Source organism: Amycolatopsis plumensis, from assembly GCF_042652605.1.
Taxonomy (GTDB): Bacteria; Actinomycetota; Actinomycetes; order Mycobacteriales; family Pseudonocardiaceae; genus Amycolatopsis; species Amycolatopsis plumensis.
In genome coordinates this window covers 6783163-6807559 of record NZ_JBHSJY010000001.1, presented here as the reverse complement: position 1 = coordinate 6807559, position 24397 = coordinate 6783163, and the positions used below count along the sequence as shown (strand labels likewise).

18 protein-coding genes are annotated in these 24397 nt (G+C 72.0%); 10 read left to right on the top strand and 8 right to left on the bottom strand.

Annotated elements, in window-relative coordinates:
- Positions 1–57 precede the first annotated feature (57 nt).
- The 4 genes from ACFPLC_RS33010 to ACFPLC_RS32995 all read left to right on the top strand — a co-directional run bounded on the left by ACFPLC_RS33010 (position 58) and on the right by ACFPLC_RS32995 (position 9313).
- Complete coding sequence (locus tag ACFPLC_RS33010) at positions 58–1686, top strand: DUF6345 domain-containing protein (protein WP_378207011.1); 1629 nt, start codon at positions 58–60, stop codon at positions 1684–1686.
- Between the two features lie 148 nt (positions 1687–1834).
- Positions 1835–2074 carry a hypothetical protein gene (locus tag ACFPLC_RS33005; RefSeq protein ID WP_378207008.1) on the top strand — a complete coding sequence of 80 codons (240 nt, stop codon included), beginning with the start codon at positions 1835–1837 and terminating at the stop codon, positions 2072–2074.
- Positions 2075–2322: 248 nt separating this feature from the next.
- On the top strand, positions 2323–7791 hold the full coding sequence (locus ACFPLC_RS33000; protein ID WP_378207005.1) for an ATP-binding protein: 5469 nt from the start codon (positions 2323–2325) through the stop codon (positions 7789–7791).
- Positions 7792–7990: 199 nt separating this feature from the next.
- On the top strand, positions 7991–9313 hold the full coding sequence (locus ACFPLC_RS32995) for a M14 family zinc carboxypeptidase (protein ID WP_378207002.1): 1323 nt from the start codon (positions 7991–7993) through the stop codon (positions 9311–9313).
- Position 9314: 1 nt separating this feature from the next.
- Here ACFPLC_RS32995 and ACFPLC_RS32990 read toward each other — a convergent pair whose 3' ends face one another.
- The 3 genes from ACFPLC_RS32990 to ACFPLC_RS32980 all read right to left on the bottom strand — a co-directional run bounded on the left by ACFPLC_RS32990 (position 9315) and on the right by ACFPLC_RS32980 (position 12326).
- Positions 9315–10346, bottom strand: coding sequence for a class I SAM-dependent methyltransferase (locus ACFPLC_RS32990; protein ID WP_378206999.1), 1032 nt, complete (start codon positions 10344–10346; stop codon positions 9315–9317).
- Between the two features lie 148 nt (positions 10347–10494).
- A complete protein-coding gene (locus ACFPLC_RS32985) occupies positions 10495–11367 on the bottom strand; it encodes a PadR family transcriptional regulator (protein ID WP_378236007.1) in 873 nt (290 codons plus the stop codon).
- A 74-nt stretch (positions 11368–11441) separates the two neighbouring features.
- A complete protein-coding gene (locus ACFPLC_RS32980; protein ID WP_378206993.1) occupies positions 11442–12326 on the bottom strand; it encodes an SDR family oxidoreductase in 885 nt (294 codons plus the stop codon).
- 122 nt (positions 12327–12448) lie between these two features.
- Between ACFPLC_RS32980 and ACFPLC_RS32975 the strand changes: the two genes are divergently transcribed.
- Positions 12449–13345 carry a LysR family transcriptional regulator gene (locus ACFPLC_RS32975; protein WP_378206991.1) on the top strand — a complete coding sequence of 299 codons (897 nt, stop codon included), beginning with the start codon at positions 12449–12451 and terminating at the stop codon, positions 13343–13345.
- On the opposite strand, the gene ACFPLC_RS32970 is transcribed toward ACFPLC_RS32975, so the two are convergent.
- On the bottom strand, positions 13342–14241 hold the full coding sequence (locus tag ACFPLC_RS32970) for a LysR family transcriptional regulator (RefSeq protein ID WP_378206988.1): 900 nt from the start codon (positions 14239–14241) through the stop codon (positions 13342–13344). The genes ACFPLC_RS32975 and ACFPLC_RS32970 overlap by 4 nt on opposite strands.
- Before the next feature lie 70 nt (positions 14242–14311).
- Between ACFPLC_RS32970 and ACFPLC_RS32965 the strand changes: the two genes are divergently transcribed.
- Entirely contained in the window at positions 14312–15280 is a 969-nt protein-coding gene (locus ACFPLC_RS32965) for a YeiH family protein (protein ID WP_378206985.1), read from the top strand.
- Positions 15281–15393: 113 nt separating this feature from the next.
- Complete coding sequence (locus ACFPLC_RS32960) at positions 15394–16887, top strand: sialidase family protein (protein WP_378206983.1); 1494 nt, start codon at positions 15394–15396, stop codon at positions 16885–16887.
- 91 nt (positions 16888–16978) lie between these two features.
- Here ACFPLC_RS32960 and ACFPLC_RS32955 read toward each other — a convergent pair whose 3' ends face one another.
- Positions 16979–17587 carry an MmpS family transport accessory protein gene (locus ACFPLC_RS32955; protein WP_378206980.1) on the bottom strand — a complete coding sequence of 203 codons (609 nt, stop codon included), beginning with the start codon at positions 17585–17587 and terminating at the stop codon, positions 16979–16981.
- Between the two features lie 220 nt (positions 17588–17807).
- Between ACFPLC_RS32955 and ACFPLC_RS32950 the strand changes: the two genes are divergently transcribed.
- The 3 genes from ACFPLC_RS32950 (at position 17808) to ACFPLC_RS32940 (ending at position 21070) form a co-directional block, all read left to right on the top strand.
- Positions 17808–19025 (top strand): IS110 family RNA-guided transposase, encoded by a 1218-nt coding sequence (locus ACFPLC_RS32950; protein WP_378208288.1) that lies wholly within the window; start codon positions 17808–17810, stop codon positions 19023–19025.
- Between the two features lie 176 nt (positions 19026–19201).
- Positions 19202–20266 carry a sensor histidine kinase gene (locus ACFPLC_RS32945; protein ID WP_378206681.1) on the top strand — a complete coding sequence of 355 codons (1065 nt, stop codon included), beginning with the start codon at positions 19202–19204 and terminating at the stop codon, positions 20264–20266.
- A gap of 144 nt (positions 20267–20410) precedes the next feature.
- Complete coding sequence (locus ACFPLC_RS32940) at positions 20411–21070, top strand: response regulator transcription factor (RefSeq protein WP_378206683.1); 660 nt, start codon at positions 20411–20413, stop codon at positions 21068–21070.
- Position 21071: 1 nt separating this feature from the next.
- Here ACFPLC_RS32940 and ACFPLC_RS32935 read toward each other — a convergent pair whose 3' ends face one another.
- The 3 genes from ACFPLC_RS32935 to ACFPLC_RS32925 form a co-directional block, all read right to left on the bottom strand.
- Positions 21072–22343: an MFS transporter gene (locus ACFPLC_RS32935; protein ID WP_378206686.1), complete on the bottom strand. Its 1272-nt coding sequence runs from the start codon at positions 22341–22343 to the stop codon at positions 21072–21074.
- Positions 22344–22422: 79 nt separating this feature from the next.
- Complete coding sequence (locus ACFPLC_RS32930; protein WP_378206688.1) at positions 22423–22929, bottom strand: flavodoxin domain-containing protein; 507 nt, start codon at positions 22927–22929, stop codon at positions 22423–22425.
- A gap of 91 nt (positions 22930–23020) precedes the next feature.
- A complete protein-coding gene (locus ACFPLC_RS32925) occupies positions 23021–24154 on the bottom strand; it encodes a nitric oxide synthase oxygenase (RefSeq protein ID WP_378206768.1) in 1134 nt (377 codons plus the stop codon).
- Positions 24155–24397 lie beyond the last annotated feature (243 nt).

Below are 24397 nucleotides of genomic sequence, written 5' to 3'. Positions count from 1 at the left end.
CACCGCGGTGACGGTTACCGTCCGATCGCTGCATTCTGCCACCCACGGGGAGGAATCATGGCACTGCTCAAGAACGGCATGGTCACCGCGCCACCGGGCGCACCCGCCGGCGCCCGGGCGCTGACCTCGGCCGATCCGTTCGCCGCCGGCACCGGCGCCGCCGCCGACCGGGGCGCGAACCGGTACGGCGTCTGCTCCATCGAGGACTTCCCGCCCGGCATGAACGACCTTTCCTTCACCCACGAAGACGCCGGTGGTTTCTACAATTACGTCAAGCAGTTCGCCACCCCGAACTTCTGGTACACCGACGGCGGCGTGCTGTCGTGGATCTACGGCGAACAGTACGACGACTGGCAGGGCACCTACGGCTTCGACGCCTGCGTCGCCGAGTACCACTCGGGACACGGGACCATGGACGGCAACGGCGTCTTCTGGATGCCGATGGGCGGCACCTGGGGCGGGTCGGCCTGGGCGAGCTCGGCCGACATGCGGCTGGGCAACGAGGTCGCGCGCTACCTGTTCTTCTCGACCTGCCTCTCGCTGCGCATCGGGGACGGCAACAGCCCGATCCGCACGTGGGACGTGGCCAACCTGGGCCTGCGGATGATCTTCGGCTTCGAGACGACCAGCGTCGACAGCCCGCACTACGGCGCCTACTTCTTCGACAGGTGGAACGCCAACGGGCACAAGTTCAGCAAGGCGTGGCTGGACGCGTCCTGGGACATCGACCACCACCAGGCGCCCTCGGCCGTCGCGTGCGGGGCGACGCAGGCCGAGGCGCAGGACCGGCTGTGGAACGAGGGGGCCTTCCAGACCGCCGCCGCGACGAAAAACTGGTGGTGGTGGACCTGGTACGACGCCGCCAAGAGCATCCGGGACCAGCGGCCGGAGCTGCCGGACCGGGCGCAGGCCGCCCGGTTCGCGCCGCCGCGGCTGTCGCCCGCGCGGCTGGCCGAGCTGGCCGGCCACTACGGCGTCCGGCTCGGCGGCGGGGTGCCCGACGACGCGATGGGCCCGCACGGCGTCGTGCTGGGCGACGGCCAGGGCGGGCCGCGGCTGAGCGTCGACCACCGCGGCGTCCGCGAAATCACCTTCGCCGACGCCGACGGCACCGGCCGGGACGCGCCGAGCGCGGACGAAGCCGTCCGGATCGCCCAGGACGCCGTCGAGACGTTCGGTCTGGCCGACCGCGTCGACCTGGTCGCCGACAAGGTGCGCCACCAGTACCACGCGGGCGGCACGGCCGACGACGTCGCCGACCCGCGGGTGCGCGAGACCCACGTGGTGTTCACGCAGCTGGTCGACGGCCAACCGGTCGTCACACCCGGCCTCGGCGAGGTGCGGGTCGGCATCGACGGCGGCGGCACGGTGACGACGATCGTCGACGCCACCCGCGAGGTCGAACGGCTCGGCGAAAGCGCGCCCGCCGCGCCGCCGTCGGCCGGGGAAGCCGCCCGTGAGCCGTCCACTGTGGAGGAAGCGCTCGACGCGCCGCTGCAGCGGCTGCTGCGCCGCCTGTCCGCCGGCGGGCGGGTGCCCGCCGAGGTCCGCACGATCCCGGACTCGACGGCGGTCGGCTACGCGCTGCGCGGCGACGTCGGCGCGCCGGTCGTCCGGCGGACCGTCGAAGTCGACTGCGGCGCAGGCCTCGCGAAGCGGTACGTGCTGGAAGCACCTCTGCGCTGACCAGGGGAAATCGCGGCCGGGCCGGCACCGCGTCGGGGGGTGCCGGCCCGCCGTTTCGCTCGAACGGGTGTAAACCCCCGGTATCCGGGGCATCAGTGAGCGACACCTGTGCTCCAGGGGGAGCGCGCCGTACCGAGGGGAGACCGCGATGACCTTCGACTTCGTCAGCCGCTGGCTGGGCAGGCATCGCGACCGCCCCGGCGTCACCGTCGACCTTGCGTGCGGTGGCCGCGTCACGTTGCGCGAAATGGACGGGCGTTCCGTACTGGTGGTCACCACCGCGCCCGGGCCCGGCGGCCGCAGCGACGTCGCCGCCGTCCCGCTGTCGGACGCCGAGCGCCGCGAGCTGGGCCAGGTCCTGGATTCTGGCATTTTGCTCGCATCCTGATCGCCTCCGCGCCACCCGCCGTTCGCTCGTTCGTCGCGTGCTTTGTCGCGAACCTCGCGTGAAAGCCCGTCCGGACGGTGTGGCGCGGGTCGCTTTTTGTGGGGTTCCCACAACTCAGCCGCCGCGGCATGCGCCATCGCGGACATTGGTCCGAACCGTCGTCATCCACCAGGGTGTAGACAGGTGCGGGCGACGTTCCAGGACAGGTACGTCGCCTTCTGCGCGTGCGTACTTGGGAGGCTCATCCGGTGTTCAGTCGTGTCGCCATCGTCAACCGCGGAGAGGCCGCGATGCGGCTCATCCACGCCGTCCGGGATCTGTCGGCGGAAACCGGCACGCGGATCGAGACGGTCGCCCTCTACACCGACGCCGATCGCACCGCCACGTTCGTCCGCGAGGCCGACCTGGCCTACGACCTGGGGCCCGCCTCCGCCCGTCCCTACCTCGACCTGGCCAAGCTGGAGCAGGCGCTGGTCGAGACGAAGGCCGACGCCGCCTGGGTCGGCTGGGGCTTCGTGGCCGAGGACCCGGCCTTCGCCGAACTGTGCGAGAAGATCGGCATCACCTTTGTCGGGCCGAGCGCGGACGCGATGCGCAAGCTCGGCGACAAGATCGGCGCGAAGCTGATCGCCGAAGAGGTCGGGGTGCCGGTCGCGCCCTGGAGCCGCGGCGAGGTCGCCACCCTCGAAGACGCGCTGAAGGCCGGTGAGCAGATCGGCTACCCGCTGATGCTCAAGGCCACCGCGGGCGGCGGCGGGCGGGGCATCCGCATGGTCGCCTCCGGCGAGGACCTCGCCGACGCCTACGAGCGCACCAGCTCCGAAGCCCTGCGCGCGTTCGGCTCCGGCGTCGTGTTCCTGGAGCGCCTGGTCACCGGCGCCCGGCACGTCGAGGTCCAGGTGATCTCCGACGGCGCGACGGCGTGGGCGCTCGGCGTCCGCGACTGCTCGGTGCAGCGGCGCAACCAGAAGATCATCGAGGAGTCGGCGTCGCCGGTCCTCGCGCCGGCCCAGACCGCCGAGCTGAAGGCGTCGGCCGAGCGGCTCGCGATCGCCGTCGGCTATCGCGGCGCGTGCACCGTCGAGTTCCTCTACCACCCGGGCGAGAAGCTGTTCGCCTTCCTCGAGGTCAACACCCGCCTGCAGGTCGAGCACCCGATCACCGAGATCACCACCGGCACCGACCTGGTCAAGCTGCAGCTGCACGTCGCGGGCGGCGGCAAGCTCGAAGGCACCCAGCCCGCCGAGCTCGGCCACGCCGTCGAGGCGCGGCTCAACGCCGAAGACCCCGACCGCGACTTCGCCCCCTCCCCCGGCCGCATCGCGCGGCTGGCGCTGCCCGCCGGCCCCGGCATCCGCGTCGACACCGGCGTCAGCGAGGGCGACACGATCCCGGCCGACTTCGACTCGATGATTGCCAAGATCATCGCCTACGGCCGCGACCGCGATGAGGCGCTGGGCCGCCTGCGCCGCGCGATGGCCGAGACCACCGTGATCATCGAAGGCGGCGCGACCAACAAGAGCTTCGTGCTCGAACTGCTCGACCAGCCCGAGGTGATCGACGCCAGCGCCGACACCGGCTGGATCGACCGCGTCCGCGCCGAGGGCAGGCTGGTCACCCACCGGCACTCCGCGATCGCGCTCGCCGCGGCCGCCATCGAGGCTTACCAGGACGAGGAAGAGGTCTCCGTCCAGCGGCTGCTGTCCACCGCGCACGGCGGCCGCCCGCAGGTGCAGCACGAGAGCGGCCGCCCGCTCGACCTCAAGCTCCGCGGCGTCGGCTACCGCGTCTCGGTCGCCAGGGCCGGCCGGAGCCGCTTCCGCGTCGGCATCTCCGCCGGCGCGTCGGACGTCCACCACGCCGACATCGAGATCGACCGGTTCGACGCCCACAGCGGCCGGATCCTGGTCAACGGACGGCCCTTCCGGCTGGTCTCGGCCACCCACGGCCCGATTCACCTGGTCGAGGTCGACGGCGTCACCCACCGCATCAGCCGCGACGAAGGCGGCGTCGTCCGCTCCCCCGCGCCCGCGCTGGTCGTCGCGACCCCGCTGGCCGTCGGCGACGAGGTCGAGGCGAACGCGCCGATCCTCGTGCTGGAGAGCATGAAGATGGAGACGGTGCTGCGCGCGCCGTTCCGCGCCCGCGTCCGCGAATGCCCGGTGTCCGTCGGCAGCCAGGTCGAGACCGGCGCCCCGCTGATGCGCCTGGAACCCCTCGCCGACGACGCCGCCGACGAAGCGGCCGACGAGACCGAGACCGTCGAGATCGAGCTGCCCTCGGTGCCGGACGGCGTGTCCGCGGCCGAGCGCGTCGAACGCGGCCTGCAGGACCTCCGCAGCCTGCTGCTCGGCTTCGACGTCGACCCCGCCGAGCGCAAGCGGCTCGTCGCCACCTACCTGGAGGCCCGCTCCGAGCTGGGCAACCGGCCGGTCGAGGGCGAGCTCGGGCTGCTCACCGTCTTCGCCGACCTGTCCGAGCTCAGCCGCAACACCCCCGGCGGCGAGGACACCGTGCCGAACGGCGCGGTCCACAGCCCGCGCGAGTTCTTCCACAGCTACCTGCAGAGCCTCGACGTCGAACGCGCCGGCGTCAGCGAAGGGTTCCAGGCGAAGCTGAAGCGCGTCCTCGCGCACTACGGCGTCGAAGACCTCGAGCGCACGCCGGAGCTGGAGGCCGCGGTCTTCCGGATCTTCCTGGCCCAGCAGCGGATGGCGGCCGACATCGCGGTCGTCTCGGAGCTGCTGCGGCAGTGGCTGACCGGGGCGCCGCCGGCCGAGGCGCTCAGCGAACGCGCCGGGCTCACCCTGGAGCACCTGGTCGAGGCCACGCAGGTGCGGTTCCCCGCGGTGTCCGACCTGGCCCGCGGCGTGGTCTTCCGCTGGTTCGCCCAGCCGCTGCTGCGCCGCAACCGCGCCCGCGGCTACGCCGCGGTCCGCACCGAGCTGACCTACCTCGACCAGCACCCGGACGCGCCGGACCGCGCCGAGCGCATCCAGGCCATGATCACCGGCTCGCAGCCCCTGGTCCGGCTGATCGGGCAGCGGATCGGGCGGCCGGGCCGCGACCACGCGCCGCTGCTGGAGGTCCTGACCCGCCGCTATTACGGCAACCGCCGCCTGTCCGGGGTGGCCGTGCGCGAAGCCGGCGGCCACCGCTGGCTGACCGCCGAGCTGAACGCCCCCGAAGGCGTGCTGCCGCTGGTCACCACCGCCGTCGACATCGCCGAGCTGCCCGAGGCGCTGCGCACGCTCGGCGAGGTGGCCACCGACGGCGTCGTCGCCGACCTGTACCTGCGCTGGGAAGACCAGCCGGACGTCGACGCGACCGCGGAGCGGCTCGGCACGCTGCTGGCCGAAAGCCCGCTGCCCGCCGGCGTGCGCCGGGTCGTGGTCACCGTGGCCGGCATTGGCGGCGCGGTGATGCACCACCACTTCACCTTCGAGCGCAGCGGTGCCGGCTTCACCGAGGACCGGCTGATCCGCGGCCTGCACCCGCAGATCGCGCAGCGCCTGCAGCTGCAGCGGCTGCGCGAGTTCGACCTCACCCGGCTGCCGTCGGCGGACGAGGAGATCTACCTCTTCAAAGCCGTGGCGAAGACCAACCCGGCCGACGAGCGGCTGATCGCGATGGGCCAGGTCCGCGACCTGACCCCGCTGCGCGAAGCCGACGGCCGCCTGGTCGCGCTGCCCGCGCTCGAGGACGCGGTCACCGCCTGCCTCGACGCGATCCGCAACATCCAGGCGCAGCGGCCGCAGAACAAGCGGTTCGACACGAACCGGATCATGATGTACGTCTGGCCGCCGACCGACCTGACCACCGAGGAGCTCAACCAGCTCGTCCAGCGCATCCTGCCGACCTCGGTCGGCGCCGGGCTGGAGGAGGTCCAGTTCCTGGCCCGGCGGCGCACGGACGCGGGCAAGCTGACCGAGCTCGCCGTCCGGATCACCCTCGACCCCGGCCAGGGCGCGCGGCTGCACGTCGAGCCGCCGTCGACCGAGCCGGTGAAGCCCCACGACGACTACCGCCTGAAGGTGCTGCGGGCGGCGCGGCGCGGGACGGTCTACCCGTACGAGCTCACCGGCCTGCTCGCCGGTCCCGAGGGCACGTTCGTCGAGCACGATCTCGACGACTCGGGCGTCCTGGTGCCGGTGGACCGGCCGAAGGGCAAGAACACCGCGGCGATCATCGCGGGCGTCGTCACCACCCCGACCGAGCGGCACCCCGAGGGCGTCACCCGCGTCGTGCTGCTCGGCGACCCGACGAAGTCGCTGGGCGCGCTGTCGGAGCCGGAGTGCTCGCGCGTCATCGCGGCGCTCGACCTGGCCGAGCGCATGCAGGTCCCGCTGGAGTGGTTCGCGCTGTCCTCGGGCGCGCGGATCTCGATGACCTCGGGCACCGAGAACATGGACTGGGTCGCCGCGGCGCTCAAGCGGATCGTCACGTTCACCCAGGACGGCGGCGAGATCAACATCGTCGTCAACGGGATCAACGTCGGCGCCCAGCCGTACTGGAACGCCGAAGCCACCATGCTCATGCACACGAAGGGCGTGCTGATCATGACGCCGGACTCGGCGATGGTCCTCACCGGCAAGCAGGCGCTGGACTTCTCGGGTGGCGTGTCGGCCGAGGACAACTTCGGCATCGGCGGCTACGACCGCGTCATGGGCCCGAACGGCCAGGCGCAGTACTGGGCGCCGAACCTGCCGGCCGCGCGCCAGGTGCTGATGGCGCACTACGACCACACGTACGTGGTGCCGGGCGAGGCCGGGCCGCGCAAGGTGGGCACGAGCGACCCGGTCGACCGGGACGTCTCGTCGTTCCCGCACGCGATCGCCGGCAGCGACTTCACGACGGTCGGCCAGATCTTCTCGGCCGAGCACAACCCGGACCGCAAGAAGCCGTTCGACATCCGCACGGTGATGCGTGCGCTGTCCGACCAGGACCACCCGGTGCTGGAGCGCTGGGCGGGCATGGCCGACGCGGACACCGCGGCGGTGCAGGACGTGCACATCGGCGGCCGCCCGGTCTGTCTGGTCGGCATCGAGTCGCGGTCGGTTCCCCGCCGCGGCTTCCCGCCCACCGACGGCCCGGACACCTACACCGCGGGCACGCTGTTCCCGCGGTCGTCGAAGAAGACGGCGCGGGCGATCAACGCGGCGTCGGGCAACCGGCCGCTGGTGGTGCTGGCGAACCTGTCGGGCTTCGACGGCTCGCCGGAGTCGCTGCGCAAGCTGCAGCTGGAGTACGGCGCGGAGATCGGCCGGGCGATCGTCAACTTCAAGGGCCCGATCGTGTTCACCGTGATCTCGCGCTATCACGGCGGCGCGTTCGTGGTGTTCTCCAAGGCGCTCAACCCGAACATGACGGTGCTGGCCCTGGAAGGCTCGTTCGCCTCGGTGCTGGGCGGTGCCCCGGCGGCGGCGGTGGTGTTCGCCGGCGAGGTGGCCAAGCGCACGGCGAACGACCCGCGAGTGACCGAGCTGCAGGCCCGGGTCGCCGCGGCCGACGCTCCTTCCCGGGCGGCGCTGAGCACCCAGCTGGCCGAGGTCCAGTCGTCGGTCCGCGCGGAGAAGGTCAGCGAGATCGCCGCGGAGTTCGACAAGGTGCACAGCATCCAGCGCGCGGTGGAGGTCGGCTCGGTGGACGCGATCATCTCGACGGCCGAGCTGCGGCCGCGGATCATCGAAGCCATCGAACACGGCCTGAAGAAGTAGCGTCCCGAAGTCTGCCGCGGCTCGTCGTGAGTGGTAAGGAGGGTTCTAACCCTCCTTACCACTCACGACCGGGCTGCGGCAGACTCGCGACTTTCGGGGGTATGACCCGTTTGTGCCGGGCCGACACACTGTCCGTGCCGGTACGGTGACCACGGGTTCCGACCGGACCTCCATCCGTGCGGCGTGAGGAGATCCCCCGATGGCGTCAAGGTCCTTGTCCCGGCTCGCCCTCGCGGCGTCCGGGGTCCTGCTCACCTCCCTGCTCGGCGGCACCGCCACCGCGCAGACGGCCGACACGCCGGTGTTCTGGCGCGTCCCGGCGACCGCCGCCCAGACGCAGGCGCTGACCGAGGCCGGGTTCGACGTCGAAGAAGGGGACGACGCCGGCAGCGTCAACGTCGTCGGCGGGCGGGCCGTCGCGGCGAAACTGCGGGGGCTCGGCTACCGGCCCTCGTTCTTCGACACCGTCTACAAGGAACTGCCCGCCGAGACCAACCGGCTGGCGGCGGACACCTACTACGGCGGGTACCGGACCGTCACCGCGCACGAGAACCACCTCACGCAGGTCGCCTCGGCGCACCCCGACCTGGCCACGAAGTACACGATCGGCCAGTCGTGGAAGAAGACCAAGGGCCAAGGGGGCCACGACGTCCAGGCGATCTGCCTGACCAAGAAGCAGGCCGGCGACTGCACGCTGTCGACGACGTCGCCGAAGCCGAAGTTCTTCCTGATGGCCCAGATCCACGCGCGCGAGCTGTCGACCGGCGAGCTCGCCTGGCGCTGGATCGACTACCTCGCCGACGGCTACGCCACCGACGCGACCGCAAAGTCCATTCTGGACACGACCGAGGTGTGGGTGGTGCCGATCGCCAACCCCGACGGCGTCGACATCGTCGCCTCCGGCGGGAACTCGCCGAAGCTGCAGCGCAAGAACGCCAACAACTCGCGGGGCAGCTGCACCGGCACGAACATCGGCGTCGACCTCAACCGGAACTCGACGTTCAAGTGGGGCGGCGACTCCAACTCCGCCTGCTCCGAGACCTACCAGGGCGTGAGCGCGGGTTCGGAGCCGGAGGTGCAGGCGCTGGAGAAGCTGGCCCGCGCGACCTTCCCGGACCAGCGCGGCACCGGCGACAACGACCCGGCGCCGTCGACCGCCAAGGGCACGATGATCACCCTGCACAGCTACGGCAACGACATCATCATCCCGTGGGGCTTCACCCAGGCCACCTCGCCGAACGACGCCCAGTACCGCCGGCTCGGCGCGAAGTACGCCGCGTCCAACGGCTACCTCGTCGGCACCAACGAGGAGACCGTCGGCTACGACACGACCGGCACCACCGACGACTTCACCTACGGCGAGCTCGGTGTCGCCAGCGTGACGTTCGAGGTCGGCGGCTCGAGCGGCACCTGCGGCGGCTTCCTGCCGCGCTACACCTGCGTCGACAGCACGTTCTGGCCGAAGAACAAGGGCGCGCTGATCACCGCCGCCAAGGCCGCCGCGGCGCCGTACCAGCAGTGAGTCACGGGCGGCAGGCGTAGATGCAGTTCTGCGGGCGCGGGGATTCGAGCACGTCGACGTGCCGGAACCCCGCGTCCGCCAGCATCTCCGACGCCTTTTCGGTGCCCCACACGGCACCCAGCGCGGCACCGTCCTCCGCCAGCGACGTCGTCGTGCAGTACATCAGGCTGATCGAGTAGGTGAGAGCGGCCAGCGGGTTACCGACGTTCTTCTCCAGGTGGCTGGAGAAGTTGGTGTCCACCATGAAGAACAGCCCGTCTTCGGCGAGCGCTTCGCGGATCCGGCGCAGCACGACGTCCGGGCGGTCCTGGTCGTGGATGGCGTCGAACGCGGTGATCACGTCGTAGGGCGGATCGGCGGTCAGTTCGGCGGCGTCCCCGACGACGAACTCGGCGTTCTCCGGCTTGTTTTCGCTCGCCTGCTCGACGACGCTCGCGTTGATGTCCAGGCCGGTGAAGTGCGAGGCCGGGAACGCGCGCGCGGCGACGGCGATGGCGTTCCCGGTGCCGCAGCCCAGATCGAGCACGCGCGCGCCGGCGGTGAGCCGGTCTGCGAGACCGGGGACCGCGCCGAAGAAGCCGTCCACGAGGTGCTCGCGGTAGATGTGCTCCCAGCTGTCGCCGGTCTTCGCGCCGAGGGTTTCGAGGTAGGGGCCGTAGGCCGACCTCGGGACGCCGCCGCCCTCGGCGAACGCCCGTTCCAGCTCCGGGAGGATGCCGGTGAAGGCGGACAGGGTCAGCAGTGACGGCATGAGGTTCGCCGAGGTGTCGCCGAGCAGGAACTTGGCGTGCTCCGGCGGAAAGGTGTACTCGCGGCCGTCGTAGGTGAAGATGCCGCCGGTGACCATGGCGCCGAGCCACTCGCGGACGTAGCGTTCCTGCAGCCCGGCGCGCTCGGCGAGGCCGGCGCTGGTGGCGGGCCCGCGCGCGGCGGCCGCGAGGAGGCCGGTGCGGTGGCCGACGCCGATGAGCATGGTCAGGGCGGCACCGGTCATGGTCGCGGTCAGGTGCGCGGCGAAGTCCTTTTCCTCCATCAGGACAGCCTACCCGCCGGCCGCACCGTCCGATGTGGACGATTCACCCGGGCGGTGACCGACCGCAGTGAATGACTCATTCCTGGCGTCGGACGCCAGGAATGAGTCATTCACTGCATCGGCGGCGGCCGGCGTCTGCCGGGTGCCGTCAGGCGTCTTCGTCCTCCAGGCCCGCGTCGGCCAGCACCGCGTACACGCGCCGGCGGGCGTCGGCGAGGATCTTCTTCACCTCGGCGACCTGGGCTTCGTTCCCGCTGTAGCCGACCTGGGCGGCCGCGCCGGACAGCTCGCCCAGCGCGTGCCACAGCGCCGCGAACCGGTCGGCGCCCGGTTCCTCCTCGGGTTCCTCCCACAGAGCCGCGAACTCCTCCTCGCGGCCCGCCACGTGCTCGCGTCCCGCGTCGGTCAGCTCCGCGACCCGGCGGCCGGCCGTCTCGACCGTGTGGACCAGGCCTTCGTCCTCCAGCTGCTGCAGGATCGGGTACACCGAGCCGGGGCTCGGCCGCCACCGGTCGTGCGTGCGGCGGCGGATCTCCTGCATCAGCTGGTAGCCGTGCATCGGCTCCTCGGCCAGCAGCGCCAGCACGGCGGGCCGCACCGGACGGGCCGGCGGACGGCCGCCGCCGCGGAACTCCCGCACCCGCTGGAACGGCCCGCCGCCGCCGAACCAGCCACCCGGGCCGCCGAACGACCCGGGACCGCCCGGGAAGCCGGGGAATCCCGGCCCGCCCGGGGGCTGCGGCGGGTGTGGCGGGTGCGGTGGCGGCGGCGGGAACCCGCGCGCCAGCTCGGGGCCGCCGTCCCAGTCCTCGTGCCCCGGCACGCCGTGCTCCGGCCCGAGCGGGCCGTGCCCCGCGGCGGGATGCTCAGCGCCCGGATGTCCGTGTCCCGGGCCACCGTGTCCCAGCCCCGAGTGCCCGAACCCGGCGTGCCCCGGGTGCCCGGCGTGGCCGGGCCCGTGGTGCCCGAAGTGCCCCCCGAACCCGGCGAAGATCCGGTCCGCTCCCGCGCTCATCTCCATGACGACCTCCCAATCGTATCGGCGACACTCGCACGATATATCGCCGCTCGATCGACCGCAAGGCGAGCCGGGGCTCAGCGGAAGTAGTGCCCCGCCTCCAGGTCCGCGATCAGCCCCGGCTCCTCGGGCACCCAGCCCAGCAGCTTCTGCGTCAGCACACTCGACGCCGGCGCGTCCGGCCCGGCGAAGTGCGCGAGCCACCCGAAGTGGCCCGGGACGTCGGACACCGACCGCACCGGCACCCCGAGGTGCTTTCCGATCACTTCGGCCAGCACCTTCAGCGGCACACCCTCGTCGCCGACCGCGTGCAGCCGCACGCCGGTGGGCGCCGCCTCCACCGCCAGCCGGTACAGGCGCGCCGCGTCGAACCGGTGCACCGCGGCCCAGCGACCCTCGCCGTCGCCCGGGTACGCCGACACGCCCGTCGAGCGCGCGAGCCGGATCAGGGCCGGGACGAACCCGTGGCCGTCGCCCTCGCCGTGCACCGAGTGCGGCAGCCGCAGCACCGACGCGCGCACACCCCGCCCGGCCAGCGCGAGCGCCGCCGTCTCCGAGGCCGATCGGGGGAACGCCGGGTCGGCCGCGTCCTCTTCGGTGGCCAGCCGGCCCGGCGCGACCGGGCCGGTCGCCGCCGTGATGACCAGAACTTTCCCGGATCCTTCGAGCGCCTCGCCGAACGCGCCGATCGCCGCGCGGTCGGTCGCCGCGGCGGCCGTCAGGTCGGCGAAGTCGTCGTGGACGTAGGCGGTGTGGACGACCGCGTCCGCTTCCGCGGCGGCCGCGCGCAGGCCGTCCAGGTCGGTCAAGGTTCCGCGCCGGACCTCGGCGCCGGTGGCCGCGAGCGCCGCGGCCTTGTCGTCCGAGCGGGCCAGGCCGAGCACCTCGTGCCCCGCTTCCCGCAGTTCCCGGACGACGGCGCTGCCGACGAACCCGGTCGCGCCGGTGACGAACACCCGCATCTTCTTGCTCCTCCTCGATCGCTGACAGTGGTTCCATCGTTGGGCCGCGGCGGCGCGGGCGTCCAAAGCCTGGTTCTCATCGGCCGATACGGTTCAGGCATCACCGCAGGTAGAATGCGGTCATGACGGACCTGGACCTGCGGCTGGTGCGGTACTTCACGGCGGTGGCCGAGCACCGGCACTTCGGGCGCGCGGCGGCCTCGCTGCACACCACGCAGCCGTCGCTGAGCCGACAGATCCGCCGCCTCGAAGGCCAGCTCGGCGCGCGCCTGCTGGACCGCACACCGCAGGGCACGCGGCTGACCGAAGCGGGCGAAGTGTTCCTGCCCCGCGCCCGGGCGCTGCTGCGCTCGGCCGAGCAGGCGGCGGCGAGCACCCGGGCGGCGGCCGCGCCGAGCCGCGTCACGATCGGCTACCGCACCAACCTGTTCGTCACGCCGGCCGTGCGCGAGCTGCGCCGCCGCCACCCGGAGGCCGAGGTGCTGACCCAGCACCTCGGCTGGACCGAAACCCGCGCGGCGCTGCTGGAGCACCGGGTGGACGTCGCGGTGACGCGGTTGCCGCTGCGGGCCGACGGGCTGCGCGTCACGGTGCTCTACGACGAAGAGCGGGTGCTGCTGGTCTCCGCCGACCACCGGCTGGCCGGCCGGAAGTCGGTCACGCTGGCCGACTTCGCCGACGAGCCGCTCCCCCGCGTCGACGACCCGGACTGGAACACGTTCTGGCGCCTCGACCCGCGGCCCGACGGCAGCCGCGCCCCGGACGGCCCGCTGGTCCGGGAGTTCGAGGAGAAGTTCGAGCTGATCGCCGCGGGCCAGCTCGCGGCGATCGTCCCGGCCGGCGTCCGGTTCAGCCGGCTCCGGCACGACGTGACGATCGTGCCGGTGGACGGCATCGAGCCGTGCCAGGTGGCCCTGGCCACCCGCGCGGCCGACGACAACGACCTCCTGACGTCGGCCTGCAAGACCCTGGAAGCCCACTTGACCAGCCCGGAAGCCGCCGGTCTCACGGCGCGCTAAGCACCGGACTTCACCGCCAGCGTCAGCAGCTCCGCCGCCGGGCCGGTCAGGCGCCGTCCCGCCGGCCACACCGCGCGCAGCACCCGGCCCAGCTCCATGCCCGCCACCGGCACCGGCACCAGCCGTCGGCCGGCCACTTCGCGCACCACGTCGAGGTCGCTGATCACCGCCGGACCGGCGCCCGCGATCACCGCGTTGCGCACGGCCGACGCCGAACCCAGCTCCAGCAACGGCTTCACCGGGCCCGTCCCCGCCCGGCGCAACGCCGCTTCGACCGTCTCGCGGGTTCCCGAGCCCGGCTCGCGCACCACCAACGGCGTCGCGGCCAGCTCCTCGGCCCGCAGCGGACGACGGCGGCGGGCCCAGGGGTGCCCGGCCGGGACGACCACGACGAGCCGGTCCGCCGCGACGCGCCGCGTGGCCAGGCCCGGCCACGGTCCCGGCGACTCGACGAAGCCCAGGTCCACCCGCCCGCGCGCGACCAGCTCGGCGACCTGCTCGGAGTTCACCACCTCGAGCCCGACGTAGGTGTCCGGCCCGGTCCGCTTGACCTCGCCGATCCAGGCGGGCACGAAGTGCTCGGCGAGCGTCATGCTCGCCGCCACCCGCAGCTGCGCGCCGCGCTGGGTGCGCAGGGCCTCCGCGCCGGTGCGCAGTCCGTCCACTTCGGTCAGCACCCGGTGGGCCCAGCCCGCGATCACCCGGCCGTCCGGGGTCAGCGCCGAGCCGCGCCGGGTCCGGTCCACCAGGGACAGTCCCAGCTGGCGTTCCAAAGTGGACAGCCGTTTGCTCGCCGACGGCTGGGCGATGCCGAGCGCGCCTGCCGCCTGCCCGATGCTGCCGAGGTCGTCGACGAGCACCAGCAGGCGCAGCGAGTCCAGATCCGGTCCGGTCATAGCTTCAGTCTATGACCTCAGCACGAGCCGCCGGCTACCGCGGACGCCCGGAACCGGCGACGCTGGAAATATGGCACTGACGACGGCGAAAACTTCCGGCCTGGCGATCACCGGGCTCGGCGTCGCCGCGGCGTACGCGTTCAGCTCGGTGTGGCCGGTGGCCGGCGCCCTCACCGTCGCGGTCGTGCTCGGCGTCGCACTGGGAAGCACCCCGGTGCTCACCGACGAGCACCGCCGGGCCGTCGCCCGGCTCACGAAACGCCTGCTGCGCGCGGGCGTCGTCCTGCTCGGGCTCCAGCTCGCCGTCCCCACGGTGCTCGCGCTCGGCCCCGGCACGCTGGCCGCGGTCGTGCTGACGGTCGCCGTCACCTTCCTCGGCACGCTCGGCCTCGCCCGGCTGGTCCGGGTGCCGCGCGGGCTCGCCCTGCTGGTCGCCACCGGGTTCTCGATCTGCGGCGCGTCGGCGATCGCCGCGGTGGAAGGCGTGATCGAGCGGGACGACGAAGACGTCGCCACCGCTGTCGCGCTCGTCACCTGCTACGGCAGCTTCGCCTTGGCCGCGCTCCCCCTGCTGGCCCACGTGCTAGGCCTCGACGCCGTCCGCACGGGCAGCTGGGCCGGGATCTCGGTGCACGAGGTCGCGCAGGTCGTCGCGGCGGCCGGACCGGCGGGCGCCGCCGCGGTCGGAATCGCCGTCGTGGTGAAGCTGAGCCGCGTCGTCCTGCTCGCGCCGGTGGTCGCGCTCGTCGGCGCCGCCGAACGCGGCCGCCGGGCCGGGAACGCTCCGCTGGTGCCCCTGTTCGTCCTCGGCTTCCTCGCGATGGTGGCGGTCCGGAGCACCGGCCTCGTCCCGGCGTTCGTGCTCGACGTCGCGAAGACCGCGTCGACGCTCCTGCTCGCGGGCGCGCTGTTCGGCCTCGGCTGCGCCGTCCGGCTCGGCGCGTTGCTGCGCGGCGGCGGCCGGGCCCTGCTCCTGGGTCTCCTGTCCACGCTTCTCGTGCTGGCGACCGGGTTCGGGACGCTGGCCGCGTTCACCTGATCTTTCCCTTCCGGCCAGGTATAGTTCGTTATACGCGAGGTTGTACGGCTCTTGTACGGATCGTGTCGACGCTGCTGCCGAGACGAAGACCGAATCCGCAGGGAGCTCGAACCGTGAAGATCACCCGACTCGCCCAAGGGCTGCTCGCCGGGCTGCTGGGGTGCGCCGCCGTGGCCGTCCCGGCCGCCTTCGGCGCCGCCACCGCCCAGGCCGACGTGTCCAGCACGCTGGTGTTCACCAAGAACACCGAAGGTCACGACTGTTACCGCATTCCCACCATCGTCAAAGCGAACAACGGCGATCTGCTCGCCTTCGCCGAAGGCCGCAACGGCGGCGCCAGTTTCTGCAACGACCTGGGCAAGATCGACCTCGTCATGAAGCGCTCGACCGACGGCGGCAAGACGTGGGGCGCGCTGAACACCGTCATCACCGCGTTCGGTGACGTGAAGGGCAATCCCGCACCGATCGTCATCCCGGGCAGCAACCGGATCGTGCTGCTGTCGACCATGCAGTGCTTCACCAATCCCGACTGCGGCCGGATCCCGCGCGTGTCCATCAGCGAGGACAACGGGAAGACGTGGGGCGCGCCGAAGACGCTGACCACGGAGCTCGGCTTCTCGGCCGCGCCGGGCTGGCTGGCCACCGGGCCGTCCCACGGGATCGTGCTGACGCGCGGCGCCCACGCGGGCCGGCTCGTCGCCGGGATGAGCTACTCGAACGTCGGCGCGCTGGTCTACAGCGACGACAAGGGCAGCACGTGGCACCTCGGCGCCACCGACAAGCCGACGACGAGTGCGATGAACCCGCAGGAGATCAGCGTCACGGAGCTGCGGGACGGCCGGATCTACGCGGCCGCGCGCAATCAGGCGAACGACGGCGACAAGTGCCTCGAGGACGGCACGCGCAACCGCGCCTTCGCGATCAGCTCGGACGGCGGGGCGTCCTTCAGCTCGAAGTTCGCCTTCGCCACCGATCTCGTCGCGCCGACCGTCGAGGGTTCGACCGCGCGGATGAGCGCGACCGACACCGGCGGCAAGTACAACCGGATCGTCTTCGCGGCCCCGTCGGTCTGCGACCGGCGCAAGGAGCTGCGGATCCACTCGTCCTTCGACGAAGGGGCCAACTGGACCGGCACGGCCGGCAGCCTGCTCGTGTGGGGCCAGGACGCGGCGTACTCCGACATGGTCCAGCTGTCGCAGTCGTCGATCGGCGTGCTGTTCGAGGCGGGCCCGGAGTTCCACGCGAACGACACGATTCGCTTCGCCGCGGTCAGCGAGACCGCGCTCGGCGCTCCGGCCTGCGGCGGCGGCTACGGCGTCATCGACTCGGCGCCGCTGGGCACCGGCGGTGCGGCCGGCACGGTGTACCTGTCGTACAACGCCTCCAACGGCCAGAACTGCGTCAGCACCATGAAGAACGCCTCCGCCGGGACGGCCACCGCGACCTCGGCCTACCTGGAGGTCAAGGGCGCGGCGCGGCAGACCGACTCGGGTGCGTTCTCCTGGTTCGCCGGCCCGGTCAAGGCCGCGGCGGCGGACAAGTGCGTGAAGTGGGGCGGCTCGGCCGTCGGCCAGGCCTACGACAGCGAGTTCGAGCACTGCGGCTGAAGCTGACCGAAGGTGGGACCCGCCCCCTGGCCGGGTCCCACCCGCGTCCCCCCGTGCCGCCCGGCCCCCTCGCCCGGGTGGCACGGGTGGTTCAGAAGCCGGTGCAGCTCGCGGTGGCCCCGGCTCCGGCCGCGGTCGCCGTCTTGGCCTCCTTGCCGTCGACGATCACTTTGCAGGTGACCGAGCCGCCGTCCGGCCCGGCGGTCGCGGTGAACTGGGCCCCGGCGAGAAACCCGGTGGCCTCGACGGTCTTGGTCCACGGCACGGCGGCGCCCGCCTCGGTGTTGATCAGGATCGTGTTGCGGTCGAAGGTGCTGTAGTCGATGTCGACGGCCTTCGCGTCCCCGCTCACCTGGTAGACGATGGTGTGGTGGGCGGTCGCCTGGTCGTTGACGTCGCTGATCGCCTTGCCGATCACCACCGCCCACAGGATGCTGACGACCAGCGCGAGCAGCGACACGACGACGCCGGCGATCGAAAGTCCCTTGTTGGTCGCCTTCCCGGACCGCACTCTGGCCACGCCGACCGCCGACAGGATCAGGCCGAGCACGGCGAGCGGCCACGCGACCACGCCGACGAGCGGGATCGGCGAGAACACCAGCCCGATCAGGCCGAGGACGAAGCCGGCCGTGCCCAGGCCGTTGCGCGGCGGCGCGGACGGCGGGGCCGCGTGCTGCTGGATCGGGGTGTAGTCGGTCATCGGGGTTTCCCTAAGGTTGATGTTGTTCGGGGTGAGTGCCCCGGATGCCCGGGGCGATGGGGTGTGGCTGATCGGGTCTCTGCCGTGTGGTGGCTCGGAAGGAATGGCCGCCCTGTCGTTCTGGACGCCCTGGCCACTGATTCAGATCTGCTGCGGACCGTCGCTGTTTAGGGACCTGCTGGCGGGGTTGTCCACGGGGTTGACCTGCGACAACAGGAGAATGAGGGTGACGGATCGGCCGCTGGTCTGGGTCGGTGTCGACGTCGGCAAGGCCACGCATCACGCGTGTGTGATGGACCCGGCGGGGAAGGTGGTGTTCTCGCAGAAGGTCGCCAATGACCAGGCCGCGATCGAGCAGCTCGTCGCCCGCGCCGGCCAGGCCGCCAGTGAGGTGCGCTGGGCGATCGATCTGACCAGCAACGCCGCCGCACTGCTGGTCGCCGTGCTGATCGCGACCGGGCAGCAGGTGGTCTATGTGCCCGGGCGGGTCGTCAACCGCATGACCGGGGTGTTCCGGGGCGAAGCGAAGTCCGACGCCAAAGACGCCCGGGTGATCGCCGAAACCGCGCGGATGCGCACCGATCTGACGCCGGTCACCGCGACCGACGACCTGGTCGTCGAGCTGACCCGGCTGACCGCCCATCGTGAGGACCTGATGGCCGACTGGATCCGTGGCGTCAACCGGTTGCGGGACCTGCTGACCGGCATTTTCCCTGCACTGGAACGTGCCTTCGACTACTCCACCCGCAGTGCCCTGGTACTGGTCACCGGTTTCCAGACCCCGCAGGCGATCCGCGCGGCCGGCGAGTCCGGCGTGGCCGCTTACCTGCACGAGCACGGCGCCTGGGCCCAGGGCATCCCCGCCATGGCCGCCGATGCCCTGGCTGCCGCGCACGCCCAGACGGTGCGGCTGCCCGGTGAGGCCACCACCGCGATGCTCATCGCGGGACTGGCCCGCCGGCTGCTGGCCCTGGACCGACAGATCAAGGACACCGACAAGCTGCTCACCAGCCAATTCCGGGAACACCCGCAGGCCGGGATCATCGAGTCGCTGCCCGGCTTCGGGCCGATCCTGGGCGCGGAGTTCCTGGTGGCCACCGGCGGCAACCTCGCCGCCTTCGCCACCTCCGGGAGGCTGGCCTCCTACGCGGGCCTTGTTCCCGTGCCTCAGGATTCCGGCCGCGTGACCGGCAACCTGCGCCGTCCCAAGCGCTACAACCGCAGGCTGCGACGGGTGTTCTACATGGCCGCACTGTCCAGCCTCAAGGTCACCGGCCCCTCGCGGACCTTCTACGACCGCAAGCGCAGCGAACGCCTCATCCACACCCAGGCCCTGCTCGCCCTCGCCCGCCGCCTGGTCGACGTGCTCTGGGCCCTGCTGCGCGACGGCCGGACCTTCACACCGACCGCGCCACACACCGCTACCGCGGCAGCTTGACACGATCATTCAGATTCCTTTCGCCTCTGCTTGACGGCTGAAGGAAACCAGCGGCGTGGCGCCGTCCGCGTCGTCCGCAGGCCTCGAGGTGGTACGACGAAAGTCGTCACCCGCCGGGCGGTGGAGGAGCGGAACGGCTGATGGGATCGCGGTGGCCACCTCGTACGCTGACGCCCATGGGACGGTCCGTGCTGGGCGTGGTGTGCACCGTGCTGGCAGTCGCCGCGAGCCTGGTGACCGGCATCGTAAACGTGGTGCTGGAGATCAGCCTGCCCGGCACCGACGCACTGCACGTGACGGTGGCGGCGGTGCTCGGCTGGCTGCTCGGGATCGGCGCGTCGATCCTGCTGGTCTGGCGGTGGCGGTGGCCCCTGGTGGTGACGGGCGTCGCGGTGGCGCCGCCGTTGCTGCTGGTGGCCGACTCGCTGGCCGCGTTGATCGCCCTCGCCGCGCTCGCGACCCGCTTCACCGGCTGGTGGCGCTGGAGCGCGGCGGCGCTCGTGTTCGCCGCGACCGGGCTCGCGGTGTGGCGCGACGCGGGCCGGCCCCAGGAATCGTCGCTGGCCGAGGCGTGGATCTCGACCGAGACGATCGGCGCCAAGCTGATCGGCGTCGCGATCACCGCGGCGATCTACACGGCGGTCCCGCTCACGGTGGGGATCGTCCGCTACAACCTCACGGAGAAGCGCCGCCTGGCCGCCGAAGAGGCGGCCCTGCGCGACCAGGTCGCGCGGCGGGAGGAGCAGGCGCGGATCGCGCGGGAGATGCACGACGTCCTCGGGCACCGGCTGTCGCTGCTTTCGCTGCAGGCGGGCGCGCTGGAGGTCACCGCGGCCACGACGCCGGACGCGGCGGAGGCGGCCAAGACGGTGCGGACGACGGCCCGGCAGTCGCTCGACGACCTGCGTCAGGTGATCGGCGTGCTGCGTGGCGCGGGTTTCGCCGACCGGGCGCCCGGCGGGCCCGCGGAGCCGTTCCAGCCGACGCTGGCCGACATCCCCGAGCTGATCGCCGGCGCCCGGCAGGCCGGGCTGGCGGTCAACGTGACGATCCTGCTCGACCAGGCGTCGTCGGCCCCGGCCCCGCTCGGCACGGCGGCGTACCGGATCCTCCAGGAAGCACTGACCAACGTGCTGCGGCACGCCCCGGGGGCGCCGACGGAGCTGCTGGTCCGCGGCGGCCCGGGTGCGGGGCTGTCGCTGGAGGTCTTCAACGCGCTGCCGCCGCAGCCTGTGCCGTGACCGGGATCGGGCACCGGGCTCACCGGCGTCAACGAGCGGGTCTCCCTCCTCGGCGGTTCGTTGTCGGCGGGCCCGGTCGACGAGCGGACGTTCGCGCTGCGGGCCTGGCTGCCGTGGGTGGCACCGGCGCCCTAGCATGGGCGGGTGAGCGTGCGCGTACTGCTCGTCGACGACGACCCGCTGGTCCGCACCGGACTGTCCATGATCCTGGGCAGCACCCCGGACCTGCAGGTGGTCGCGGAGGCGGGCGACGGCGACGAAGCGGTCCAGCAGGTCGCCCGGCACGCACCCGACGTGGTGATCATGGACATCCGCATGCGCCGCATGAACGGCCTGGTCGCGACGGCGGCGGTGCTGGCCCAGCCCAGGCCGCCGAAGGTGTTGATCCTGACGACGTTCGACCTCGACGAGTACGTGTTCGAGGCGTTGGCGGCGGGAGCCAGCGGATTCCTGCTGAAGGAGGGGTCGCCCCAGGAGATCATCGAGGGCGTCCGGGTGGTGGCGAACGGCGACGCGATGCTGTCGCCCCGGATGACGAAGCAGCTGATCGGCGAGTTCGTGGCCACGAGGGCCAACCCGCGGCGGTCGCGGGCCCAGGCGAAGCTGGAGCTGGTGAGTTCACGGGAACGCGAGATCGTGACGGCGGTGGCGCAGGGGAAACCGAACGCGCAGATCGCGGCGGAACTGTTTCTCAGCGAGGCGACGGTGAAGACGCACATCACGCGGACGTTCGCGAAGCTGGACGTGTCGAACCGGGTGCAGTTGACGATCTTCGCTTATGAAGCGGCGCTCGTGACGCCGTAGGCTACTTCGAGCCCGCCGGAGCCGTCGCCACCGCGGACTCCCCGAACCTGATCCCCTTCGCCTCCTTCCCGATCGCCGTCAAAACGGCCACCGCGATCAGTCCCGGCACCACCGTCCACACCAGCGCCGACGTGTACCCGTGCGACTCCGCGATCGCCTGCTGGATCGGCAGGTTCAACGCCGCCAGGAGGTTGCCCAGCTGGTACGTCACCCCCGGGTAAAAGCCGCGGATGGCGTCCGGGGACATCTCCGTCAGGTGGGCCGGGATCACTCCCCAGGCCCCCTGAACCATGACCTGCATCAGGAACGACCCCAGGGCCAGCATCCCCGCGCCGTGGTCGACGGCGAAGATCGGGATCACCGGCAAGCCCAGGACCGCCGCCGTCACTATGGTCCGGCGGCGGCCCAGCTTCTCCGACAGCGTTCCGAACGTCAGGCCGCCGATGATGGCTCCGATGTTGTACAGCACCGCTATCCACGTGCTCGTCGAGGCACTCAAACCCGCGCCGCCGTTGTCGTGGGCTTTCAGGAAGCTCGGGTAGACGTCCTGGGTTCCGTGGCTCATCCAGTTGAACGCCGTCATCAGCAGGATCAGGTAGCCGAAGCGGCGGATGACCCTGGGGTTCAGCAGGATGTCCTTCACCGACGTGCGCGTCACCTTCAGCTTCTCGCGGGCCGTCTCCCACACCTCCGACTCGCGGACGCGGGCGCGGATCAGGAGGCTGATCAGCGCCGGGAAGATGCTCAGCACGAAGATCCAGCGCCACTGCAGGCCCAACGCCGAGTGGAACAGCAGGTACGCCAGCGCCGCCAGCAGGTAGCCGATCGAGTAGCCGACCTGCAGCAGGCCCGAGAAGAACCCGCGGCGCTCCGGCGGGATCTTCTCCATCGCCAGCGCCGCGCCCAGGCCCCACTCGCCGCCCATGCCGATGCCGTAGACGAACCGCAGCACCAGCAGCACCGTGAAGTTCGGCGCGAACGCGCACAGCAGGCCGGCCACCGAATACAGCAGGACGTCGGCCATCAGCGGGATCCGGCGGCCGACGCGGTCGGCCCACAAGCCGAACAGGAGCGCCCCCACCGGGCGCATCACCAGGGTCGCCGTGGTGATGAACGCCAGCTGCGTGGCCGTCGCCCCGAACGAGGCGTCCTTCGCGATGTCCGCCAGCACGAACACGACGAGGAAGTAGTCGAACGAGTCCATGCTCCAGCCGAGCAGCGCCGCGAGGAACGCGTTGCGCTGGTCCGGAGTAAGCGCTTTCCGATCCGTCACGTTCGCCCCGTTCCGCCGGTTTCCCACGGAAAGACCTCAGGCCCGGTTTAGCACCCACCACCCCCGGCGGGCAAGAGGATCACAGCGCGACGCGCGTGCGGACCCGGCGGCCGACGTCCCGGGCCCAGGCCTTGATCCGGTCCCAGTCGCGGAAGTCGCCGGCACGCCGGCCCGAGGCCAGCAGCTTCGGGATCAGGCCGTGCACGGTCGCCGGGTCGAGCCGGCCGCCGAAGGTGGCCGTGCGTTCCGCGTCGATGCGCGCGGCCAGCAGGGCCACCTTCGCCGGCAGGCTGACCTGGTGCGTGGCCGCGCCGGGGCCGCACGGTCCGCTGTGGAACAACCACACCGGACGCTCGGCGAGCGCCCGCACGTTGCGTTCCAGCAACCGGACGGCTTCCGGCCGCCATCGGTGGTAGTACAGCGCGCTGCCGACGACGACCGCGCCGTAGTGCTCGACGCCGGCCACGTCGGCGGCGTCGCGCACGTCGACGGTCAGGCCCGCGGCACCGAGCTCGGCGGCGATGACCTCGGCGATCTGCCGGGTTCCGCCGTGACGCCCGGCGTAGGCGACGAGGACTGCGGTCATGCATCCCATTGTCGGCCTTCGCGGAGCGGACTGCCCCGCGGGTTGCGCACGATCCGCCGAACGGGCGCTCCCACGCTACTCTCCGCGGTTCTCACGGCGGCGACAGGAAGGCCGGTCGCTCCAACGGGTCCGGTTCGTCGTAATAGCGGTGGAAGACCGCGGTTTGCCCACCGGACAACGGCGGCACGATCCAGCTCCAGTCCGCCGGGCACCGGCGCCCGGCCCGCTCCTCGCGTTCCAGGTGGGCCAGGAACCGGTGCGATTCGGTGTGGTGGTCGGCCATCGTGACGCCGGCCGCGTCGAAGGAGTGCTGCACCGCCAGCGTCAGCTCGACCAGCGCCCGGTCGCGCCACAGCGTGCGCTCGGACGTCGTGTCCAGGCCCATCAGCTCGGCGATGGCGGGCAGCAGGTCGTAGCGCTGCTCGTCGGCCAGGTTGCGGGCGCCGACTTCGGTGCCGAGGTACCAGCCGTTGAACGGCGCGGCCGGATACGTCACGCCGCCGATCTCCAGCGGCATGTTGCTGATGGCGGGCACGGCGTGCCAGCGCAGTCCCAGCCCGGCGAACCAGCGGTGGTCGGGGTGGGTCAGCGGGACCTCGAGGACGGCGTCCGGCGGCAGCGTGAACAGCCGCGGCTCGCCGGGCTCGGCCTCGATCACCAGCGGCAGGACGTCGAAAGAGCCTCTTCGCTCCGGCGGCCGCCAGCCGAGTCTTCGCACCTGATCGGTGAATTCGGCGTAGCGCGGGTCGCCGAGCACCGAGCCGTCTTCGAAGCGGTATCCGGCGTAGCGGATCAGCTGCTCGTTGTGGATGCGCGGGCCCGGCGCGTCCGGGGTGTCCGGCGCGAAGACGGTGATCGTCGGGCGGATCCGGCCGCCCCGGGTGGCCTGGCGGAGGTGGGCGACGCACTCGCCGGCGATCGCGGCCGCGCCGGTGACCCGGCGGCGGTCCCGGATCCGCAGGCTGCGCCAGTACAGCCGGCCGATGCAGCGCGCCGAGTTGCGCCACGCGACGCGCGCGCCGTACGCCAGTTCGGCCGGGGTGTGCCGGTAGGTGCCGGTTTCCATGATTTCCGCACGCACCTGCGCCAGCCTGTCCTCGAACCGCTCGCCCGCTTCCGCCGCGCCTTCGGCGAACATCCGGTCCAGGAATTCCTCCGCTTCCGCGGAATTGACGCCCTGCTCTTCCGAGACGCGCTGAGGGTGGAGCGGCAGCGCGGGTGTCACCCGCTCGGGTGTAACGGTCACCGCGGTTCCCCACTCTCCGAAATCGCGATCTGCAGCCGGACGAAAACGTTCACGGTTCCTCCGAGGGTCGCCGTCGACAGGACGGCCGGATGCCCCCACTGCCCTGGGAACTCCGGCCAAGCGGGGGAGGATACCCCACGTTTCGCGAGGCGGGGCTCCGCCACTCGGGAACGACGTCCCGGCCATCCGGGAATTCCAGCGCAAACCGGCTCGACCGGAAAA

Bases quoted from the DNA above. Each gene is read 5' to 3' on its own strand.
- ACFPLC_RS32930 (WP_378206688.1), bottom strand. From the start codon at position 22,929: ATGACCGCAGTCCTCGTCGCCTACGCCGGGCGTCACGGCGGAACCCGG.
- ACFPLC_RS32950 (WP_378208288.1), top strand. From the start codon at position 17,808: ATGAGGGTGACGGATCGGCCGCTGGTCTGGGTCGGTGTCGACGTCGGC.
- ACFPLC_RS33010 (WP_378207011.1), top strand. From the start codon at position 58: ATGGCACTGCTCAAGAACGGCATGGTCACCGCGCCACCGGGCGCACCC.
- ACFPLC_RS33005 (WP_378207008.1), top strand. From the start codon at position 1,835: ATGACCTTCGACTTCGTCAGCCGCTGGCTGGGCAGGCATCGCGACCGC.
- ACFPLC_RS32955 (WP_378206980.1), bottom strand. From the start codon at position 17,587: ATGACCGACTACACCCCGATCCAGCAGCACGCGGCCCCGCCGTCCGCG.
- ACFPLC_RS32990 (WP_378206999.1), bottom strand. From the start codon at position 10,346: ATGGAGGAAAAGGACTTCGCCGCGCACCTGACCGCGACCATGACCGGT.
- ACFPLC_RS32970 (WP_378206988.1), bottom strand. From the start codon at position 14,241: ATGACCGGACCGGATCTGGACTCGCTGCGCCTGCTGGTGCTCGTCGAC.
- ACFPLC_RS32995 (WP_378207002.1), top strand. From the start codon at position 7,991: ATGGCGTCAAGGTCCTTGTCCCGGCTCGCCCTCGCGGCGTCCGGGGTC.
- ACFPLC_RS32965 (WP_378206985.1), top strand. From the start codon at position 14,312: ATGGCACTGACGACGGCGAAAACTTCCGGCCTGGCGATCACCGGGCTC.
- ACFPLC_RS32975 (WP_378206991.1), top strand. From the start codon at position 12,449: ATGACGGACCTGGACCTGCGGCTGGTGCGGTACTTCACGGCGGTGGCC.
- ACFPLC_RS32985 (WP_378236007.1), bottom strand. From the start codon at position 11,367: ATGGAGATGAGCGCGGGAGCGGACCGGATCTTCGCCGGGTTCGGGGGG.
- ACFPLC_RS32980 (WP_378206993.1), bottom strand. From the start codon at position 12,326: ATGCGGGTGTTCGTCACCGGCGCGACCGGGTTCGTCGGCAGCGCCGTC.
- ACFPLC_RS32945 (WP_378206681.1), top strand. From the start codon at position 19,202: ATGGGACGGTCCGTGCTGGGCGTGGTGTGCACCGTGCTGGCAGTCGCC.